Annotated in this window: 19 protein-coding genes and 1 pseudogene; 12 read left to right on the forward strand and 8 right to left on the reverse strand. The window is 67.4% G+C overall.

Features of this window, described 5'->3' with window-relative positions:
- Positions 1 to 113: 113 nt before the first annotated feature.
- The gene (gene hrpB, locus ACFPU0_RS20050; RefSeq protein WP_377695028.1) at positions 114 to 2636 is read left to right on the forward strand and encodes an ATP-dependent helicase HrpB; all 2523 of its coding nucleotides are present in this window, start codon (positions 114 to 116) and stop codon (positions 2634 to 2636) included.
- 251 nt (positions 2637 to 2887) lie between these two features.
- On the opposite strand, the gene ACFPU0_RS20055 is transcribed toward hrpB, so the two are convergent.
- Positions 2888 to 3973, reverse strand: a complete 1086-nt coding sequence (locus ACFPU0_RS20055; protein ID WP_377695029.1) for an endonuclease/exonuclease/phosphatase family protein — start codon at positions 3971 to 3973, stop codon at positions 2888 to 2890.
- Between the two features lie 88 nt (positions 3974 to 4061).
- On the opposite strand from ACFPU0_RS20055, the gene ACFPU0_RS20060 reads away from it, so the two are divergent.
- The gene (locus ACFPU0_RS20060; RefSeq protein ID WP_377695030.1) at positions 4062 to 4310 is read left to right on the forward strand and encodes a CDGSH iron-sulfur domain-containing protein; all 249 of its coding nucleotides are present in this window, start codon (positions 4062 to 4064) and stop codon (positions 4308 to 4310) included.
- Positions 4311 to 4336: 26 nt separating this feature from the next.
- Here ACFPU0_RS20060 and ACFPU0_RS20065 read toward each other — a convergent pair.
- The 4 genes and pseudogenes from ACFPU0_RS20065 to ACFPU0_RS20080 form a co-directional block, all read right to left on the reverse strand.
- Positions 4337 to 4508 (reverse strand): annotated as a pseudogene (locus ACFPU0_RS20065) (VOC family protein); the annotation flags it as partial.
- A gap of 47 nt (positions 4509 to 4555) precedes the next feature.
- Positions 4556 to 5218 carry a YciC family protein gene (locus ACFPU0_RS20070; RefSeq protein ID WP_377695031.1) on the reverse strand — a complete coding sequence of 221 codons (663 nt, stop codon included), beginning with the start codon at positions 5216 to 5218 and terminating at the stop codon, positions 4556 to 4558.
- A 135-nt stretch (positions 5219 to 5353) separates the two neighbouring features.
- Positions 5354 to 6079: a substrate-binding periplasmic protein gene (locus tag ACFPU0_RS20075; protein WP_377695032.1), complete on the reverse strand. Its 726-nt coding sequence runs from the start codon at positions 6077 to 6079 to the stop codon at positions 5354 to 5356.
- Positions 6080 to 6240: 161 nt separating this feature from the next.
- A complete protein-coding gene (locus tag ACFPU0_RS20080) occupies positions 6241 to 6813 on the reverse strand; it encodes a cysteine hydrolase family protein (protein WP_377695033.1) in 573 nt (190 codons plus the stop codon).
- Between the two features lie 79 nt (positions 6814 to 6892).
- Here ACFPU0_RS20080 and ACFPU0_RS20085 point away from each other — a divergent pair, with 79 nt between their 5' ends.
- Together ACFPU0_RS20085 and ACFPU0_RS20090 are read left to right on the forward strand one after the other, a co-directional pair.
- Positions 6893 to 7372, forward strand: a complete 480-nt coding sequence (locus tag ACFPU0_RS20085; protein WP_377695034.1) for an NYN domain-containing protein — start codon at positions 6893 to 6895, stop codon at positions 7370 to 7372.
- A gap of 22 nt (positions 7373 to 7394) precedes the next feature.
- Positions 7395 to 8006, forward strand: a complete 612-nt coding sequence (locus ACFPU0_RS20090) for a PolC-type DNA polymerase III (RefSeq protein ID WP_377695035.1) — start codon at positions 7395 to 7397, stop codon at positions 8004 to 8006.
- A gap of 92 nt (positions 8007 to 8098) precedes the next feature.
- Here ACFPU0_RS20090 and ACFPU0_RS20095 read toward each other — a convergent pair whose 3' ends face one another.
- Positions 8099 to 8575 (reverse strand): Lrp/AsnC family transcriptional regulator, encoded by a 477-nt coding sequence (locus tag ACFPU0_RS20095; RefSeq protein WP_377695037.1) that lies wholly within the window; start codon positions 8573 to 8575, stop codon positions 8099 to 8101.
- A gap of 162 nt (positions 8576 to 8737) precedes the next feature.
- Between ACFPU0_RS20095 and yedA the strand changes: the two genes are divergently transcribed.
- The 8 genes from yedA to ACFPU0_RS20135 all read left to right on the forward strand — a co-directional run bounded on the left by yedA (position 8738) and on the right by ACFPU0_RS20135 (position 18254).
- The gene (yedA, locus tag ACFPU0_RS20100; protein WP_377695039.1) at positions 8738 to 9664 is read left to right on the forward strand and encodes a drug/metabolite exporter YedA; all 927 of its coding nucleotides are present in this window, start codon (positions 8738 to 8740) and stop codon (positions 9662 to 9664) included.
- A 61-nt stretch (positions 9665 to 9725) separates the two neighbouring features.
- Positions 9726 to 11045 carry a DEAD/DEAH box helicase gene (locus ACFPU0_RS20105; RefSeq protein ID WP_377695040.1) on the forward strand — a complete coding sequence of 440 codons (1320 nt, stop codon included), beginning with the start codon at positions 9726 to 9728 and terminating at the stop codon, positions 11043 to 11045.
- Between the two features lie 272 nt (positions 11046 to 11317).
- Complete coding sequence (locus ACFPU0_RS20110) at positions 11318 to 12142, forward strand: response regulator transcription factor (RefSeq protein ID WP_377695041.1); 825 nt, start codon at positions 11318 to 11320, stop codon at positions 12140 to 12142.
- Positions 12143 to 12614: 472 nt separating this feature from the next.
- Positions 12615 to 13733, forward strand: a complete 1119-nt coding sequence (locus ACFPU0_RS20115; protein ID WP_377695042.1) for an ABC transporter ATP-binding protein — start codon at positions 12615 to 12617, stop codon at positions 13731 to 13733.
- Positions 13734 to 13786: 53 nt separating this feature from the next.
- A complete protein-coding gene (locus ACFPU0_RS20120; RefSeq protein WP_377695043.1) occupies positions 13787 to 14932 on the forward strand; it encodes an ABC transporter substrate-binding protein in 1146 nt (381 codons plus the stop codon).
- A 112-nt stretch (positions 14933 to 15044) separates the two neighbouring features.
- Positions 15045 to 15956 carry an ABC transporter permease gene (locus ACFPU0_RS20125; protein ID WP_377695044.1) on the forward strand — a complete coding sequence of 304 codons (912 nt, stop codon included), beginning with the start codon at positions 15045 to 15047 and terminating at the stop codon, positions 15954 to 15956.
- Entirely contained in the window at positions 15956 to 16768 is an 813-nt protein-coding gene (locus tag ACFPU0_RS20130; RefSeq protein ID WP_377695045.1) for an ABC transporter permease, read from the forward strand. Before ACFPU0_RS20125 ends, ACFPU0_RS20130 begins: the two co-directional genes overlap by 1 nt.
- A 19-nt stretch (positions 16769 to 16787) precedes the next feature.
- Positions 16788 to 18254, forward strand: a complete 1467-nt coding sequence (locus tag ACFPU0_RS20135) for an aldehyde dehydrogenase family protein (RefSeq protein ID WP_377695046.1) — start codon at positions 16788 to 16790, stop codon at positions 18252 to 18254.
- A gap of 88 nt (positions 18255 to 18342) precedes the next feature.
- On the opposite strand, the gene ACFPU0_RS20140 is transcribed toward ACFPU0_RS20135, so the two are convergent.
- Together ACFPU0_RS20140 and ACFPU0_RS20145 are read right to left on the reverse strand one after the other, a co-directional pair.
- Positions 18343 to 18804 (reverse strand): PAS domain-containing protein, encoded by a 462-nt coding sequence (locus ACFPU0_RS20140; protein WP_377695047.1) that lies wholly within the window; start codon positions 18802 to 18804, stop codon positions 18343 to 18345.
- A gap of 3 nt (positions 18805 to 18807) precedes the next feature.
- Entirely contained in the window at positions 18808 to 19782 is a 975-nt protein-coding gene (locus tag ACFPU0_RS20145; RefSeq protein WP_377695164.1) for a response regulator, read from the reverse strand.
- Positions 19783 to 19832 lie beyond the last annotated feature (50 nt).

Raw genomic sequence — 19832 nt, forward strand, 5'->3', positions numbered from 1 at the left:
CGAAAGTACGCAACTATAGCAAGGTCGTTGTTTCAAAACTGCCCGCTATAAGTAAGACCCCGCCTGGGACAGGGCGGTTCGCCGCTATACTTGCGCGCCCGCCCGGAGTGCCCATGAATCCCTTACCCATAGATGCCGTCCTGCCCGACTTGCGGGCTGCCCTGCAATCCCGCCACGAAGCCGTGCTGGAGGCGCCGCCCGGCGCCGGCAAGACCACCCGGGTGCCGCTGGCCCTGCTGGACGAACCCTGGCTGGCGGGGCAGGGCATCCTGATGCTCGAGCCGCGCCGCCTGGCCGCCCGCGCCGCCGCCGAGCGCCTGGCCAGCGAATTGGGCGAGTCGGTGGGCGAGACCGTCGGCTACCGCATCCGCCTGGAGTCCAGGGTCGGTCCCCGTACTCGCATCGAGGTGGTCACCGAAGGCATCCTCGCCCGCCGCCTGCAGGAGGACCCGGCGCTGGAAGGCGTCGGCCTGGTGATCTTCGATGAGTTCCACGAGCGCAGCCTGGATGCCGACCTGGCCCTGGCCCTCTGCCTCAACGGCCGTGCCCTGCTGCGCGACGAGCCGCCGCTGAAGGTCCTGCTGATGTCCGCCACCCTGGAGGGCGAGCGCCTGTCGCGCCTGCTGGGCGACGCGCCGGTGGTGCGCAGCGCGGGGCGCATGTTCCCCGTCGAGCAACGCTGGGGACGGCCCAGCCAGCCGGGCGAGGCGCTGGAACCCCGGGTGGTGCAGGCGGTGCTCCAGGCCCTGGTCGACGAGCCCGGCAGCCTGCTGGTGTTCCTCCCCGGCCAGGCGGAGATCCGTCGTGTCGCCGATCAACTGGGCGAGCGTCTGGACGGGCGGGGCGACATCCTGCTGTGTCCGCTGCACGGCGAACTCGACCTGGCCGCCCAGCGTGCCGCTATCGAGCCGGCCCCTGTGGGCAAGCGCAAGCTGGTGCTGGCCACCAACATCGCCGAGACCAGCCTGACCATCGATGGCGTGCGCGTGGTGGTGGACGCCGGCCTGGAACGGGTGCCGCGCTTCGATCCCGCCAGCGGCATGACCCGCCTGGACACCCAGCGCATTTCCCGTGCTTCGGCCACCCAGCGCGCCGGGCGTGCCGGGCGCCTGCAGCCGGGTGCCTGCTACCGGCTCTGGTCCGAGGCGCAGCATGAACAGCTGGCCGCCCACGGCAGCGCGGAAATCCTCCAGGCCGACCTCGCCGGCCTGGCCCTGCAACTGGCGCGCTGGGGCGTGGCCGACCCCAACGAACTGGCCTGGCTCGATCCGCCGCCGGCCGCGGCCTATGCCCAGGGCCGCGACCTGCTGCAACGCCTCGGTGCCTTGGCCGAGGACGGCAGCCTGACCCGCCACGGCCAGGCCATGGCCGAACTGCCGGCCCACCCGCGTATCGCCCATCTGCTGCTGCGCGGCCAGGCCCTGGGCCTTGGCACCCTGGCCTGCGACCTCGCGGCATTGCTCGGCGAACGCGACATCCTGCGGGGTGGCGGGGCCGACCTGCACAGCCGCCTGGCCCTGCTGGCCGGCGAAGACAAGGCCGTGCGCGGCGCCCGTGGCGGTGTGCAGCGGGCCCGGCAGCTGGCGCGACAGTTCCGCTCCTACCTGCGCGGCCCTGCCAGCGAGCCGGTGGCCGACCCGGACCATCCGCGCTGGCTCGGCTGCCTGCTGGCCTTCGCCTACCCGGACCGCATCGCCCAGCAGCGCCGCGCAGGTGGTGCCGACTACCGCCTGGCGAACGGCCGCGCGGCGACCTTCGGTGAACCGGACGCACTGATGAAGGAGCCCTGGCTGGTGATCGCCGACCTGGGCAGCCGCCAGGGCCAGCGCGAGGAGCGCATCTACCTGGCTGCCGACCTCGACCCGGCGTTGTTCGAAGGAGCGCTGGCGGAACAGGTGAGCCGTCAGGACCTGCTGGACTGGGACGAGCGCGAAGGCGTGCTGCGTGCCGAACGCCAACTGCGGGTCGGCGAACTAGTGCTGGCCCGCGAGGCCCTGGCCGACCTGGACGAGGATGCCCGGTCGCGGGCGCTGCTCGGCCTGGTGCGGCGCAAGGGCCTGGAACTGCTGCCCTGGACGGCGGAGCTGCGCCAGTGGCAGGCACGGGTGGCGCTGTTGCGCCGGCTGGACCTCGCCGACAAGGGCGACAGCGAATGGCCCGACCTGTCCGACGCCGCCCTGCTGGCCAGCCTGGAAGACTGGCTGCAACCCTGGCTGGGCAAGGTCAGTCGCCTGAGCCACTTCGCCAACCTGGACCTGGCCGGCATCCTCCAGGGCCTGTTGCCCTGGCCGCTGCCGCAACGCCTCGACGAGCTGGCGCCACGCACCCTGGAAGTTCCCTCCGGCTCGCGCATCCGCCTGGATTACAGCGAGGAAATGCCGGTGCTCGCCGTGCGCCTGCAGGAGCTCTTCGGCCTGGCCGAAACCCCGCGCATCGCCGGCGGCCGCCAGGGCGTCAAGCTGCACCTGCTGTCCCCGGCCCAGCGTCCGGTGCAGGTCACCCAGGACCTGGCCAGCTTCTGGCGCAACACCTATGCGGAGGTGAAGAAGGACTTGAAGGGGCGCTACCCCAAGCACTATTGGCCGGACGACCCGCTGGTGGCCGAGCCGACAGCGCGGGCCAAGCCGAGGAAGTGAGGCGGAGGAACCGCACTTTTGTGGGGGCGATTTCAATCGCCAAGGGACGCGAAGCGGCCCCTGCAATCTGGAAGGGCAGACCTTCGGTCTGCTTGGCGAATGAATTCGCCCCTACAGCCGTGTAGGGGGATAGCGCTTTTTCTATCCACCAGCGAGGCCGTGCAAGACACCGAAGGTGGAAATCCTCAAAGGGATTTCCACCCTACGCGCCGATTGACATGGAATCCCACAGGACAGGTGCTCCCTGTGCATCAATGCGCCGACGGCAGGAAGAACCTGGCCGTCAGCGGCAAGTGGTCGGAGATGCGCAGGGTATCGTCCTGGCGCACCCTGGCCTCGATGCGGGTCAGGTTGGGGCTGTGGAAGAAGTAGTCGAGGGTACGGTCAGGGCCTTTCACCCGCGGGTCGTTGGGGTAGTGGGTGAACCACTGGGCCCGCTGCGCGCCGCTGGCTTCCTCGACGCTGGGGATCATCGGGTACCTGCTCCAGAGCGTTTTCAGCTCGCCGTCGGGGGTGTAGCGGCTACGCTGCGCATCCGCCAGGCGCTCGTACTGGCCGGGGGGCAACTGGCTGAAGTCGCCGCCCAGTACCCAGGGCATGCCTTCGGCCTGTAGCTGATCGAGCAGGCCGCGGGTCATGGCCACCTGGCGCTCGAGGGTTTTCTGGTCGTCGGCCAGGGCGTCGAGGTGGGTGTTGATCGCCGCCAGGCGGCCGCCGCCGCGAATCGGCAGGTAGCTCACCAGCAGGGCGCGCTTCTTGTCGAACTGGCGGCTGATGGGGTCGTTTTCCTCCAGGGGCAGTTGCAGACGTTCGGCGCGCTCGATGCGGAAGCGGCTCAGCGTCGCCAGCTTCATGCCGACGCTGCCGAGGATGCGTGGGTGGGGCACGAAGGCGGCCTTCCAGTAGAAGGCCTGGCTGGCGCAGGGGTAGACGTCGGCCAGGCGCTCCTGGAGCAGGGCCAGTTGATCCTGGTAGTCGGTGGCCCGAGCGCCTTCGTGCAGTTCCTGCAGGTTGACGATGTCCGGTTGTTCCTCGCGTATCACCCGAACCACCTCGTCCAGGCTGTAGGCCAGGTCTTCGGCGGTGGGGCGTTCGTCCGGGCCTTCGCGGTCGGGCAGGTCGTAATAGAAGACGTAGCGCTTGCCGGCCAGGTACTGCAGGTTCCAGGTCATCACCTTGAGCGCCTGGCCGGGCTGCAATTGCGGCGCTTCCGCCTGGCATTGCAGGGGGGCGGGTTCGCGGGCCGCCGGATGCCAGGAAAGCGCATAGACCAGGGCGACCAGACCAAGGGCGAGGAGCAACAGGCTGAGCAGGACGGAACGCAGGACTCGGGGCATCGGCGAGGGCCGGGAACTATGCTGGAAGAGGGCGAGCATACCCGAGCGGCCGCCGAGGCCCAAGCCAAGCGCGCCCGGGAGGAGCGCCGTGAGCAGTGAAGCGCTGATCGCGCAGCGGGGGCCCTACGAGGTTGAGGTGGAGGCCGGGCAGGACTACTTCTGGTGCCGCTGTGGACACAGCCAGCAGCAGCCGTTCTGCGATGGCTCGCACAAGGGGACGGGCCTGTTTCCGCTCAAGTTCCATGCAGAGGTCAGCGAGACCCTGTACCTGTGTGGCTGCAAGCACAGCCATTCGCCGCCTTGCTGCGATGGCACCCACAACGAATTGCAGGATTGATACACAAGGCGCCATCGGCCCGGTGCTCAGTGGGCGTGGGGCTCGACCTGGAGTGCGTAATCCTCGCGCCGGATCCCTGAAGGCCGCCTCGATCTTGTGCCAGTCCGGGGCGCGGACGAAACAGCCGTAGTAGGGCTCGCCGTATTCCGGTCGCGGGCCGGGTGCGCCGTCGCCCTTGCCGCCGGCATCCAGCGCGGCCTCGGTCCGGACCTGGCATCAGGTCCTTCGAGCGCCCCGGACCGATCTCACTGCTCGGTCGCCTGTTCGGTCACCAGGGTGAACATCCGGTACAGGGCGATGCTGACGAACAGCTGGAAGAAGCTGTTGAAGGTCTCCAGCACGACGGTGCCTACCGGGTCGGGGTTCTCCCCCAGCTCGCGGTAGGCGAACCAGTCCACCAGCCAGATCGGTCCCATCACCATCAGCACGCAGGCCAGGATGGTCCAGAAGTGCCCGTTGGTGAGGGCGAAGCTTTCCTTGATGGCGTCCAGCGGCGCCCGTCCTTCCAGCACCAGCAGGTACTCGGCGAAGGCCAGTTTGATCATCACGTAGAGGCCGGGAAGGATCAGCATCCAGGCGCCGACCATGATCAGCAGGGTGCTGATGGCCGCGAGCACGGCGAAGGCGGGCCAGCGCGCCAACGCCATTTCCAGCACCTGGCGTGGCTTGAGGCGGATGCGGTGGCTGCGGCTGTCGACGAAGATGATCAGCGAGCCGACATAGACGGGATAGAACAGCATGCTGACCACGATGGACGCGCCCTGGGACTTGTCCGGGCCGAGCCAGGCGATCAGGCCCTGCTGGGAAATGGCCTCGATCAGGATGGTCGGCAGGCAGAGCAGGGCGATTTCGCCCGCATTGCGGGAAAAGAAGTACCAGGAGGCACGCAGCAGCTCTAAGGGATTCATCGGCAGGCATTCACATCTTGCGGCAGTCAGTCTTGGGCACTTTAGCCCAAGCCGTGGCCGCCTCCAAAGGTCGGCTCAAGCGCAATGGTAGTGCAGCACCCGGGAGCCGGGACGGGAGCGCCATGATAGTCCTCTTCAAGGCGGGCTGAGGTCATCCAGTCCGGCGTCGTGCAGTACCTGCCGCTCGATTTCCCGAAGACGGCCGCTCCTCGCCATGTGCTGCAGGACCTCCTCCAGGCGCGGTGCCAGCTCGCGATGACGCGGGTTGAGGTAGTGGTGCATGGAGAATCGCTCCAGCACCGGGTGCAGCGGCTGGACGCCGCGCATGCCGCTCTGGCGCAGTATGCACATCCCCGAGTAGTAGTCCTCCACATGCACGTCCACCCGACCGCCGGCCAGCTTGCGCATGCCGTTCTCCACGCCATTGGACGGTGACTGCCGGACGCCCTTCAGGCGTAATTCCAGGGCGGCCTTGCCGCGCTCGAAGCCCACCAGGTAGGGCTTGAGGCTGGACCAGCCGTGCAACTGCAGCGGGCGGCTGGCGAAAGCCACGGCATGGGACTCGAACAGCGGCGTGCGGATCAGCAGCAGGTCGCTGCGCTGTTCGGCGATCAGGCTGGTGCGGCAGAGTTCACCGTCGTTCAGGCCGCGCTCGGCGTACTGCAGGGCGCGCGCGGCCGGCGCGGCGCGGGTTTCGATGCGGATGCCGAGCGCCCCGTAGGCTTCCTCCATGATGCGCTTGCAGATCTGGAACAGGGGCAGGCCCTGGTCCGGAAAGGCACTGAACACCAGGCGTGCCTCGGCCTGGCAGGGAGCGGAGAGCAGCAGCAGGGCAAGCAGGCAGCATCCATGAGCGCGCATTGCAGAGTTGCCTGGGGCACGGCCTGCGCTGGAGTGACTGCCAGACGGCGCCGCCTGCCATGGCGAGCGCCTTGCTCCCTGCAACAGACCCATGCGGTGGGTCGCGGCGTCGTCCCCTTGTCAAAGCTCGCGGGGTCAGCTGCAACTATAGACGTCCGCTTTCAGGGTGTCGGCCAGGCCGCCAGCAACTCATCCGCCCGCAACACCCTGGCGTATTCCCCCTGCAGGTTGGCCATGGCCATGTCGTGCACCTCCTCGGCGCTGCGCGGACGGCCGGCGAAGTCGGGCTTGGCGAAGGTGTAGCAGGCGTCCTCCACCACAGTGGTGGCGAAACCCAGGTTGCCGGCACTGCGCGCGGTGGCCTCCACCGAGTTCTCGCTGGCCACGCCCACTATCACCACCGCGTCCAGGCCGCGCACCCGCAACCAGCGTTCCAGGCCGCTGTTGATGAAGGCGTCGGGGACATTCTTCTCCAGCACCTGCTCACGTTCCCGGGGCGCCAGGGACGGCTGGAACAGTGCCCCCGGCTGGCCAGGGGCGAAGACCGAATCCGCTTCGCGGGAGATATGGCGGATATGCACCAGCGGCCAACCGGCCTTGCGCCAGTGGTCGAGCAGGGTGGCGATGCACCGCTCCGCGCCGGGATTGTTGCGCGGCTTGTCCAGGCGCTGGATTCCCTGCTGCTGGTCGATGATCAGCAGGGCACCAGGCGACTTCTGCAGGGTCCTATCCACTTTCCATTCCCCGAGGCTGGCATACTGGCCGCAATCTACCCTTAACCAGTCGCCGCCAGCCAGCTACCGAGGAGCCGCGTTGAAGAAGATCGCAGTATTCGCCGACGTGCAGAACCTCTACTACACGGTGCGCCACACCTATGGCTGCCACTTCCACTACAGCGCCTTCTGGCAGAGCGTCAGCGCCGAGGGCGACATAGTCGAAGCCAACGCCTACGCCATCGATCGGGGCGACCCGCGCCAGCAGCAGTTCCAGCAGATCCTCCGCAACCTGGGTTTCACCGTGAAGCTCAAGCCCTTCATCCAGCGCAGCGACGGCTCGGCCAAGGGCGATTGGGATGTCGGCATCACCATCGACGTGCTCGACGCCGCGCCCCGGGTGGATCTGGTGGTGCTGGCCTCGGGCGACGGCGATTTCGACCTGCTGCTGGAACGGGTGGCCCAGGCCCATGGCGTGGAAACCCTGGTCTACGGCGTACCCGGCCTCACCGCCCAATCCCTGATCCGTGCCGCCAGCCGCTACCAGCCCATAGAGGGCGGCCTGCTGCTGCGCAACTGACCGAGCCAACCTGGAATCACCCGTGGACCCCATCGCCGTCATCGACTTCGAAACCACCGGCATCACGCCGGGCAACAGCTGCCGCGCCACCGAGATCGGCGTCGTCATCCTGGAGGGCGGACGCATCGTCGACCGCTACCAGAGCCTGATGAACGCCGGCATCCCGGTGCCCGCCTTCATCCAGGGCCTGACCGGCATCACCACCGCCATGCTGCGCGACGCGCCGCCGGCGGAGCAGGTGATGGGCGAGGCCGCCGACTTCATCGGCGACCTGCCGCTGCTGGCGCACAACGCCTCCTTCGACCAGAAGTTCTGGGATTTCGAGCTGGCGCGCATCGGCCGCTCCCGCCGCCAGGCGTTCGCCTGCTCCCTGTTGCTCGCCCGCCGCTTGCTGCCCGAGGCGCCCAACCACAAGCTCGGCACCCTCAATGCCTGGGCGCGCCTGCCGGACACCGGCAAGGCCCACCGTGCCCTGGCCGATGCCGAGATGGCGGCCAATCTCACCTTGCACCTGGTCGGGCGACTGCGGGACAAGCACGGCATAAGCAAGGTGTCGCACCAGCTGTTCTGCAGCCTGCAGAAGGTGCCGGCGGCGAAGATTCCCGAGGCGCTCAGGCGACATCGCGACGCCTGATGGGATCGATGGTGGAAATCCGCTTCGTGGATTTCCACCCTGCGGCAGGCCCATCCAAGGGTGGATAGCGCTGTTCTATCCACCAGATTGAGCTACCCCTTCACCGTCCTCAGCGTCTCCACCTTGCCGCGCTCCTGCAGCACACCGGGAATCCGTTGCTCGAAGGGCGTGGAGAGGATCAGCGAGGTCTTGGTGGCGCCGTATTTGCCGATCTGGTCGATCAGGTCCTGCAGCTCCGGCATCGAGGCCACGGCGGCCTTGATCAGCAGGCAGGCGTCGCCGGTGACGCGGTGGCAGAGGGTGAGCTGGGGGATGTTCTCCAGGGCTTCCTGGGTGCGCTTGTAGTCGCGGTCGGTGATGCGCAATTCGATCACGCATTCGATGGGCAGCCCCACCTTCGCCAGGTCCACGCTGGCGTGGTAGCCGGTGATGATGCCGGCGGCCTCCAGCTTGGCCACCCGGTCGGCCACCGCCGGCGGCGACAGGTTGACCCGGCGCGCCAGGTCGGCGAATGAAGCGCGGCCATTCTCGATGAGCGCCGCAAGCAGCAGGCGGTCGTATTTGTCCACAGGGGCCTCCGAAATCGGCTTCTGTCGAATCAACGGCAGAAGCCGGTGAAAACAATTCTTTCCAAGGTTAAAGGCAGCATGAATAAGGTTTTCGTCCTTATTTAGCGCTTATCGCCTTACTTAGAATAGACACCTCATTCCTGCCTGTGTCGAGTTCCGATCATGCCTGCCCGTCGCTTACCGCTCCTGCTCATCGGGGCCTTCATCGCGCTCTACCTGATCTGGGGTTCCACCTACCTCGCCATCCGTATCGGTGTCGAATCCTGGCCTCCGCTGCTGATGGCCGGCATCCGCTTCGTGGTGGCCGGCGCGCTGATGTACGGCTTCCTCCGCTGGCGCGGCGTGCCCAACCCGAGCTGGCCGGAGTGGAAGTCCGCCGCCGCCATCGGTTTCCTGCTGCTCAGCTGCGGCAACGGCGGCGTGACCCTGGCCGAGGACCTGGGTGTGGCCTCCGGTGTCGCGGCGCTGGCGGTGGCCACGGTGCCGCTGTTCGCCCTGCTGTTCGGGCTGATCTGGGGCCAGCGCACCACCCGCCTGGAATGGGCCGGCATCCTCCTCGGGCTGGCGGGCATCGGCCTGCTCAACCTCGGCTCCAACCTCCAGGCCAGTCCCCTGGGCGCGGCGCTGATCATCTTCGCCGCGGCGGCCTGGTCGTTCGGCTCCATGTGGAGCAAGAACCTCAAGCTGCCCGCCGGCCCCATGGCCAGCGCGGTGGAAATGCTCGCCGGTGGTTTCGCCCTGCTGGCCGGCAGCCTGCTCAGCGGCGAGCGCATGGTGGCGGCGCCCACCCCGGCGGGCTGGGGCGCGCTGGCTTACCTGATCGTGTTTGGCTCGATCATCGCCTTCAGTTCCTATCTCTACCTGCTGAAGAACGTGCGCCCGGCCGCGGCCACCAGCTACGCCTACGTCAATCCGGTGGTGGCGGTGCTGCTGGGCATCGGCTTCGCCGGGGAAAGCATCGGCATCGAGGAAGGCCTGGCCATGCTGGTGATCATCGGCGCCGTGGTGCTGATCGGCCTGCCGCAATGGCGCGAGCGCAAGGAAGAGAAGATGCCCAAGGCAGAAGCTCTGCAAGAGCAGACCAGCTGATCACGGCGGGGGCGGGCGGCCTGATAGAATCGCGGCTTTTCCGCACACTATGGCTGCCCCCATGACCTTCGCTTCCCTCGGCCTGATCGAACCCCTGCTGCGCGCCACCGAGGCGCTCGGCTACCAGACCCCGTCGCCGGTGCAGGCCGAGGCGATTCCCGCCGTGCTCAAGGGCCGCGACCTGATGGCCGCGGCCCAGACCGGCACCGGCAAGACCGCCGGTTTCGCCCTGCCGCTGCTGCAGAAGCTGACCCAGGAAGGCCCGCAGGTGGCCAGCAATTCGGTGCGCGCGCTGGTGCTGGTGCCCACCCGCGAACTGGCCGAGCAGGTCAACGAGAGCTTCCGCGTCTACGGCCAGCACCTGCCGCTGCGCAACTACGCGGTCTACGGCGGCGTCAGCATCAATCCGCAGATGATGCGGCTGCGCAAGGGCATCGACATACTGGTCGCCACCCCCGGCCGCCTGCTCGACCTCTATCGGCAGAACGCGGTGAAGTTCAACCAGCTCCAGGTACTGGTGCTGGACGAGGCCGACCGCATGCTCGACCTGGGCTTCGCCCGCGAGCTGGACGAACTCTTCGCCGCGCTGCCCAGGCGCCGGCAGACCCTGCTGTTCTCCGCCACCTTCTCCGACGCCATCCGCCAGATGGCCCGCGAGCTCTTGCGCGATCCGCTGTCCATCGAAGTCAGCCCGCGCAACGCGGCGGCCAAGAGCGTGCGCCAGTGGTTGATTCCGGTGGACAAGAAGCGCAAGGGCGAGCTATTCCTGCATCTGCTGGAAGACCGCGGCTGGGAGCAAGTGCTGGTGTTCGTCAAGACCCGCAAGGGCGTCGACCAGTTGGTGGATGAGTTGCAGGCCCGTGGCGTCAGCGCCGACTCCATCCACGGCGACAAGCCGCAGCCGTCGCGGCTGCGTGCCCTGCAACGCTTCAAGGCGGGCGAGGTGCAGATCCTGGTCGCCACCGATGTGGCGGCCCGTGGCCTGGATATCGACGACCTGCCGCTGGTGGTCAACTTCGACCTGCCCATAGTCGCCGAGGACTACGTGCACCGCATCGGCCGTACCGGCCGCGCCGGCGCCAGCGGCGAGGCGGTATCCTTGGTCTGCGCCGACGAGGTGCAACTGCTTGCCGCCATCGAGATGCTGATCCGCCAGACCATCCAGCGCCGCGAGGAGCCGGACTTCATCCCCGATCACCGCGTCCCCATGACCGACGCCACTGGGCAGGTGATCAAGAAGCCGAAGAAACCCAAGAAGCCCAAGGAACCCCAGGCTGGCGCTGGCAAGGGCGCGGCCCTGGGGCGCTGGATCGACAGCGAGAAGCCCAAGGTGAAGTCGGTGCGCAAGGCGCCGGGGTTTGGGAAGGCGAAGAAGGGCTGAGAGCGTTTCAGGGCTCGGTTGCTGACTGTGGGAGCGAGCTTGCTCGCGAATTTGCGCCACCCCGTTCGCCAGCAAGCTGGCTCCTACCTGTGGCATTGGGTGACGCTTTCCAGGGCAGCGGCTGCCCGGATGGGGCAGGGCGGGGCGCAGGCACCCCCGTGCCAGAGCGGCCGGTCGGGCATTCCGGATATTGGCGCACTTCCTGCATTTTTGTGCGAATTGCTGAACGCCTATAGTGATTGAAGCGCGGCCCAACCTCAGGCAATTCCTACATGCGCCACAAGGAACTCAAGCACTGGACCACCGGTGTCGCCCACCTGCTCGCCCTGCCGGCAGGTCGGACCCGTCTGCTCGGCCTCAGCCAGTGGTTGCAGCAGATCTGCCATGTCGACCACTTCGTGCTCTTCGTCTACGAGGGGAACCACCGGCCCCTGGCACTGTTCGATACTTTTCCGCCGGACAAGCGCCATGTCTACGTCGAGGACTACCAGGTCGGCCCCTACCTGCTCGACCCCTTCTACCTCGCCTGCACCCGTAACCAGGCACCGGGTCTCTGGCGCCTGCGTCAGTTCGCCCCGGACCACTTCTATCTGGGCGAGTACTACGTCACCTACTACCAGCAGACCGGCCTGACCGAGGAGATCGCCTTCTTCGTCGACCTGGTCGACGGCGCCAAGGCGGTGCTCTCGTTGATGCGCAGTACCTGCAGCCCGGCCTACAGCCGCGACGAGATGCAGTTGCTGGACTGTGCCCAGCCGGTGGTGGTCCAGGTGGTCAATGAAGCCTGGGAGCTGGCACGCGCCCATGCCCCGCGTCCGGCCCAGGACCTGGACTACAAGATTCGCGAAGCCTTCGACCAGTTCGGCGCCCACGTGCTGACGGCCCGCGAGCAGGAAGTGGTGCAGATGCTCCTGCGCGGCCATTCCAGCGCCTCGGTGGCCGAACACCTGGCCATCAGCCCGGGGACGGTGAAGATCCACCGCAAGAACATCTACGCCAAGCTCGGCATCGGCAGCCAGTCGGAGCTGCTGGGCCTGTTCGTGCGGGAGCTGGGCGGCCAGCGGGACGAGCCGGAGCCCCTGCGCACAGCGGTCTAGCTTTATCGCCTTTGGCGATTAACAGGGTGCTGATCAATAACCGCGCAGTCTTGACCAAGCCAGGCACCATCGGCGTTCTGCGCAGGTGCCCACGACTTATCCACAGTGATCTGCACAGAATTTGTGGGCAGTGGTGCGGGCGATTCGTTGCATTTCTGTAGGGGCGAATTCATTCGCCAAGGACAGCGCAGCTGTCCCCTGGCCTTGCAGGGCAGACCTGCGGTCTGCTTGGCGAATGAATTCGCCCCTACAAGGGAATGCGTCACGCGGGTGAGCTGGTGCTCAAAATCCAACCACCCACCCCAAACCCCCGCCGCGCATAGCCCGCAGCCCATCATCCATAACTTATCCACAATGGATTCCACAGTTTCTGTGGAGGGCGCGCCTATCCCCGGAGGGATATATACAGCCGAAAACCGCCATCGCTAGCCTGTTGCCACATGCCTGGAGCAGCTGCCAAAAGGGGCCGGCCGTGGACGATGCGAGCGAGTTCTTCGATATCGAGTTCCGCCATGTGGTCAAGCGCTATGGCGCGGTCACGGCGGTCAACGGCCTGAACTTCAGGGTGCGGCGCGGTTCCTTCCATTCCTTCCTCGGCAGTTCCGGCTGCGGCAAGACCACCACCCTGCGGATGATCGCCGGCTTCGAGCAGCCCAGCGCCGGCGAGGTGCTCCTGGCCGGACGCCCGGTGGCCGGGGTGCCGGCGCACCAGCGGCCGGTGAACATGGTGTTCCAGAGTTATGCACTGTTCCCGCACCTGACGGTGGCGGAGAACATTGCCTACGGCCTGCGCTACCACCCATCGCGCCCGGACCGCGCTGCGCAGCGCCGCCTGGCCGACGGGGCGCTGGAGATGGTGCGGCTGTCCGGCTTCGGCCAGCGCAAGCCCCATGAACTCTCCGGCGGCCAACAGCAACGGGTGGCCCTGGCCCGCGCCCTGGTCAACAAGCCCACGGTGCTGCTGCTGGACGAGCCCCTGGCAGCCCTGGACCGCAAGCTGCGCAAGGAAATGCAGTCCGAACTGCTGCGCCTGCAGCGCGAGGTGGGCATCACCTTCGTGCTGGTCACCCATGACCAGGAAGAGGCGTTGTCCATGAGCGACAGCATCAGCGTCATGCAGGATGGCCAGATCCTCCAGAGCGCCAGCCCCGAGCAGCTCTACGAAACCCCGGCGAGCCGCTACGTGGCCGACTTCATCGGCGAGTCCAACCTGTTCGACGGCACGGTGCGGCGCATCGAGGATGGCCGCGTCCTGCTGGAAACCACCCACGGCCTGCAACTGGCCAGCCCGCAGACACCCACCGGGCCGGCGCTGAAGGCCGCCGAGCCGGGCTGCATCGCGGTGCGCCCGGAGCTGATCGCCATCGGTGCAGGCAGCGAGACGCTGCCCCGCGAGATCAGCCTCCCCGGCGAGGTGGTGGACCGCATCTACCTGGGCAACCTCACCGAGTACCGGGTGCGCACCGAGCCCTTCGGCATTGTCTGCGTGCGGGTGCCGCGCCATGGCCAGCACGAACGCTCGGCGTTCGAACATGGCTCGCCGGTGCGCATCGGCTGGGACCAGGCCAGCGGCCTTGCGATGACGTTGTAGAGAAGCAGTACGGAACGGAAATCACCAACACTCCACAGGCGGGGTAACACGCAATGGATCGGAAAGACTTCATCAAGCAACTGCGCAGTTGGCAGAACGGCTCCATCAGCCGTCGCGAGTTCCTTGGCCGTACCGGCCTCGGCCTGGCCATGGCGGTGATGGCTGCCAATATGCCGGGCCTGCTCACCGGCAACCGGGCTTTCGCCGCCGAGAAGGGCTCCATCGGCGACCGCGTGGTGCTGGCCACCTGGCCGAACTACCACAATGCCGAGAATTTCGCCGCCTTCGCCGAGCAGACCGGCGCCCAGGTGCAGATGAACGTGTTCGGCTCCAACGAGGAGATGCTCGCCAAGCTCCAGGCCGGCGGCAGTGGCTGGGATGTCTTCGTGCCCACCAACTACACCATCAGCACCTATGCCGAACTGGGCCTGATCGAGCCGCTGGACCTGTCGCGCATCCCCAACTTCGACCCGGCCTCCTATGAAAAACGCTTCATGGAACAGGGCGTGATCAACGGCAAGACCTATGCCGTGCCCAAGGACTGGGGCACCACCGGCTTCGTCTACGACAGCCAGAAGATCAAGGCCCAGCCCACCACCTGGAAGGAGTTCTGGGCCCTGGCCAAGGGCGATGCCACCGGCCGGGTGATGGTCCATGACTACCAGCTGACGGTGATCGGCAACGCGCTGAAATCCTTCGGCTACAGCTTCAACTCCATCGACCCGAAGGAACTGGCCGATGCCGAGAAACTGCTGCTGGAGGTCAAGCCGCACCTCTTCGCCATCAACTCCGACTACCAGCCGTCGATGCGCAACGGCGATGCCTGGATGGCCATGTGCTGGACCGGCGACGCCTCGCAGCTGCACCGCGACCTGCCGCAGATGCAGTACGTGCTGGGCCGCGAGGGCGGCGAGATCTGGAGCGACTTCTTCGCCATTCCGAAGAGCGCCGAGCGGCCGGATGCGGCCTATGCGTTGATCAATTTCCTGCTCGACCCCAAGGTGAACAAGCGCGAGGTGGAGGCCCACGGCTATCCCAGCGGCGACAAGCGGGTGGATGCCCTGCTGCCCAAGTCCATGCTCGAAGACCCGATCATGTATCCGGCGGCGGACCTGCTCAGCGCCCTGGAGTTCGGCGCGGCGGCCACGCTCACCAGCCCGGCGCGGGCTGAGCTGATGGCGCGCTTCAAGGCGGCCTGATCGAGCGCCCCCTTCCGCAGAGGTGGGGCCGGGGAGCGCGCAAGCCCTCTCCCCGGCCCTCTCCCTGAAGGGAGAGGGGGAGAGCGGCTCCGTGCGATTAAAGGAATCACCCATGAACATCGCCCTCAGCGCCTCCGCGCCGGCCGATGCGGCCCAGGCCGCGCCCGCCGAAAGCCGCAGCCTCGGCCGGCGCGTCACGCTGCTCCTGCTGTTGCCGTCCACCCTGTGGTTCCTGCTGCTGCTCCTGCTGCCGCTGGTGATCATCCTGGTCTTCAGCCTCGGCGAGCGCAGCCCGGTGGGGGGCTACAGCGCCGCGCTGACCCTGGAGAACTACCTGAACCTGGGCTCGCGGGCCAAGGCCTTCTACAACACCCTGCTGCTGGCGCCGCTCGGCACCCTGGTGTGCCTGCTGGCGGCCTACCCGCTGGCCTACTTCCTGGCGGTGAAGGTGCAGCGCAGCCGCTCCCTGCTGCTGACCCTGGTGATAGTGCCGTTCTGGACCAGCTTCCTGATCCGCACCTACGCCTGGATCTTCATCCTCGGCGGCAAGGGCATCCCGGCGCTGCTGGCCATGGTCGGGCTCGATGACGTGCGGCTGATCAACACGCCCACCGCGGTGCTGATCGGCATCGTCTACGGCTACCTGCCGCTGATGGTGTTCCCCATCTACGTCAGCCTGGAGAAGCTCGACAAGCGCCTGCTGGAGGCTTCCTCCGACCTCGGCGCCAGCGCCTTCGAGACCTTCCGCCGGGTGACCCTGCCGCTCTCGGCCCCCGGCGTCATCACCGGCGCCATGCTGGTGTTCATCCTGCTCATGGGCGAGTTCCTGATCCCGGCCATCCTCGGTGGCGGCAAGGTGTTCTTCGTCGGCAACGCCCTGGTCGACCTGTTCCTGCAGTCGCGCAACTGGCCCTTCGGCAGCGCGGTGGCCATGACCCTGGTGGCGATGATGCTGGCCATCATCGCCCTCTACCTGAAGCTGGTGGCGCGCTACGGCAAGCGCGGCACGGAGGGGATGCTCTGATGTGGCTGCGCAGCTATTCCACCTCGCTCTACCTGTTCCTCTATGCGCCCATCGCGCTGATCGTGCTGTTCTCCTTCAACGCCGGGCGCAGCGGGCTGTCCTTCGAATGCTGCTCGACCCAGTGGTTCGGCCGTGCCTTCGGCAATCCCTTCATCATGGAGGCCCTGGGTACCAGCGCGCTGATCGCCTTCAGCTCGGCGGTGATCGCCACCCTGTTCGGCACCCTGGCGGTGTTCGGCCTGCAGCGGGCGGGCAAGCGTGTGCGGCTGTTCTTCGACGCCATGACCTACTGCGCGATCATCATCCCCGGCATCGTCATCGGCATCGCCACCCTGATCGCCTTCATCAGCCTGTTCGAAGCGGTCAATCCGCTGCTCGACCTGCTGCTGGGCGCCGGCCTGCCGCGCCTGCGCATGGGGTTGTTCACGGTGATCGCGGCGCACTCGCTGTTCACCATGGCGCTGGTGATGGTGATTGTCCGCACCCGCGTCGAGGCTTTGGACCAGGCCCTGCTGGAGGCTTCCGCCGACCTCTACGCGCCGCCGCTGGAAACCTTCCGCCGGGTGACCCTGCCGCAGATCGCCCCGGCGATCCTCGCCGGGTTCCTGCTGGCGTTCACCTTCAGCTTCGACGATTTCATCATCGCCTTCTTCGTCGCCGGCTCGGAAACCACCCTGCCGATCTACATCTTCTCGTCGATCCGCCGGGGCATCACCCCGGAAATCAATGCCATCTCCACGGTGATCATCTGCGTCTCCCTGGCGCTGCTGTTCACCTCCCGCCATCTGCAGAACCGCCGCAGCGGCGCCTGAGCGCCCATGGAGAAATGCCATGCGTGACCAGCTGTACATCAACGGGCAATGGGTCCGCCCCGACCTGGGCGGCTATTTCGAAGTGCTGGACCCCAGCAATGGCGACCTGATCCAGCGGGTGCCGGCGGCCACCGAAGAGGACGTCGACCACGCCGTGCACGCCGCCCGCCAGGCCTTCAACCGTGGCTGGGGGCAGAGCAGCGGGGCCGAGCGCGCCGCCTGGCTGGAAGCCCTGGCCGCTGAACTGGAAGGCCGCCAGGACGCCCTGGCGGTGCTGGAGGTGCGCGACAACGGCAAGCCGCTGCCGGAGGCGCAGTGGGACATCAGTGACGCCATCGGCTGCTTCCGCTACTACGCCGAGCTGGCGCGTGAGCTGGACGGCCGCCAGGACCAGCCCCTGGCGCTGCCGGATGCGCGTTTTTCCTGCCGCGTACGCTACGAGCCGGTGGGAGTGGCGGGGCAGATCATCCCCTGGAACTACCCGCTGCTGATGGCCGCCTGGAAGGTGGCGCCCGCGTTGGCGGCGGGGGCCACCTGCGTGCTCAAGCCCTCGGAGCTGACGCCCCTGACCGCCCTGGAGCTGGCCGGCGCCGCCGAGCGCATCGGCCTGCCCTCCGGTGTGCTGAACGTGGTCACGGGCCTTGGCAGCGAGGCCGGCGCACCCCTGAGCCAGCACCCGGGGGTGGACAAGCTGGCCTTTACCGGCAGCGTGCCGACGGGGGCGAAGATCATGTCGGCGGCGGCCGCCGACATCAAGAACATCAGCCTGGAGCTGGGTGGCAAGTCGGCCTTCATCGTCTTCGACGATGCGGATATCGAGGCAGCGGTGGAGTGGATCATGTTCGGCATCTTCTGGAACCAGGGCCAGGTGTGCAGCGCCACCTCGCGCCTGCTGGTGCAGGAGGGCATAGCCCCGCGGCTGGTCGAGCGCCTGGTGGAAGAGACCCGGCGCATCAGCATCGGCCCCGGCCTGGAGCGCGGCGTGCTGCTGGGCCCGCTGGTGAGCGCCGGGCAGTACCAGAAGGTCATGGGCATGATCGAGCAGGGCCGCCAGGAGGCCAACCTGCTCACCGGCGGCAAGCGTCCGGCGCACCTGTCCCACGGCTACTTCGTCGAGCCGGCGGTATTCGACGAGCCGGCGGACAGCGCCCGCCTCTGGCGCGAGGAAATCTTCGGCCCGGTGCTCTGCGTGAAGCGCTTCAGGACTGAAGCCGACGCCCTGCGCATGGCCAACGACAGCCGCTTCGGCCTGGCCGCCGCGGTGATGAGCGCCGACCTCGAGCGCGCCGCGCGGGTGGCCAACGGCCTGCGCGCCGGCATTGTCTGGGTCAACTGCTCGCAACCCACCTTCACCCAGGCGCCCTGGGGCGGGATGAAACAGAGCGGCATCGGCCGCGAGCTGGGCCGCTGGGGCCTGGACAACTACCTGGAGGTCAAGCAGGTGACCGAGTACCGCAGCCAGGAGCCCTGGGGGTGGTACCTGTAGGGGCGAATTCATTCGCCATGCAGGCCGAAGGGCTGCCTTGCGGAATTCAAAGGGGCCGCTGCGCAGCCCTTGGCGAATGAATTCGCCCCTACAAGGAGTTCGCTCCACCCGCCTCCGCCAGGCGCCGCTTCAACCGCGCCACCTCGGTCATGTCGTAGATCACCAGGCACACCCGCTCCGCCTGCCCGCCGGACGCGGCCAGGGGGATGAGGGTGAGGTTCTGGTACATGAAGTCCTCTTCGCCGGTGATCGGCCGGTAGTTCTCGAAGCGGATCAGGTAGGGCCGCTGTTCCCACAGGCTGAAACCGCGGGTGCCCAGTTGCAGCACGCTGTCCACCTTGCGCCTGAGCCAGTGGCGGTCGATCTCCGGGAACAGCTCGAAGAGGTTCTTGCCGCGCACTCGGTCGGGGCCCAGGCCCGAGTGGTTCTCCATGAAGCCGTTCCAGACCTCGATGCGGTACTGGCGGTCGACCACCACCACGCCGACGTCCAGGCACTGGACGATATCGAGCAGCCAGTGGAGTTCCTTGAAATCGATTGGAGCCGGCATGGGTCAGTCCATCAGGTAGTGGATCTTCTGGGTCAGGCGCGCGATGGAGGTTTCGGTGAAGAGCAGCAGCAGGTCGAAGTGCAGGTCGTGGTCTTCGACGGCGTAGCTGATCTCCACCGCCAGGGTCTTGCGCCAGCGCCGGTTGTTGAGCTGGAACAGGCGATCGATGGAGCTGTGCTGGCCGAGCAGTTGAGGGTGGCCCTGGGAGAAGCGCACATCGATCTGTTCGGCGATGCCGGCCAGGCAGGCGCCGATCAGGATGCTCGCCAGGTCCAGCAGCATCTCGGCTCGCGCGCTGTCGTCCTGGGGCTGCCAGCCGAGCAGGCGGGCGATTTCGGTGCTCTCGGCGTCATGGAACAGCAACAGCGCCTCGCCGGCGATGGATTCGCCGATGAAACCCTGGCACACCGCGGAGAGCCGCTGGCCGCGCTGGGCATCGGCCAGGGCCATGTGCAGCTCGCTGACATCGAAGAGGTTGACGTTGGGGACCGGCAACCGCACGAACACGCCGAGCACCCGCGCCAGCAGGGCGGCGGCGCGCCCCATGGCGACATTGCTCACCTCGCGCAGGGCGTCGCGGAAGTTCACCCGCAGGTCCGGGTCGGCGCGGCCGGGGATGCCGGTGACCGGGCTGGTGGAGGGTGCCGGGCGCAGCAGCCCGAGCCTGATCAGGGTCTCCCGCAGCTCGTCGGGGTCGGCCGGCTTGCGGATGAAGGCCAGTGCGCCCAGCTCGTGGACGCGGCGCTGGGCCTCTTCCTGGATGTCCCCGGAAACCACCAGCACCTTGGCGCTCAGGCCTTCGGCCCGGAGGCGGCTGAGCACCTGGTAGCCGTCCATGATCGGCATGGTCAGATCCAGCAGAACCACCTGGCCGTGTCCGTGGCGGATGGCCGCCAGGGCTTCTTCGCCGTGGCTGGCCTGGGTGATGTGCACCGGCCAGTCCAGCGGCAGCGCGCGGATCAGTTGCTTGCGCGCCATCATCGAGTCGTCGCAGACGAGGAGGGGGATCACCTTGGGGGCACCGCACG

Source organism: Pseudomonas sp. GCM10022186 (assembly GCF_042656385.1).
Classification (GTDB): Bacteria; Pseudomonadota; Gammaproteobacteria; order Pseudomonadales; family Pseudomonadaceae; genus Metapseudomonas.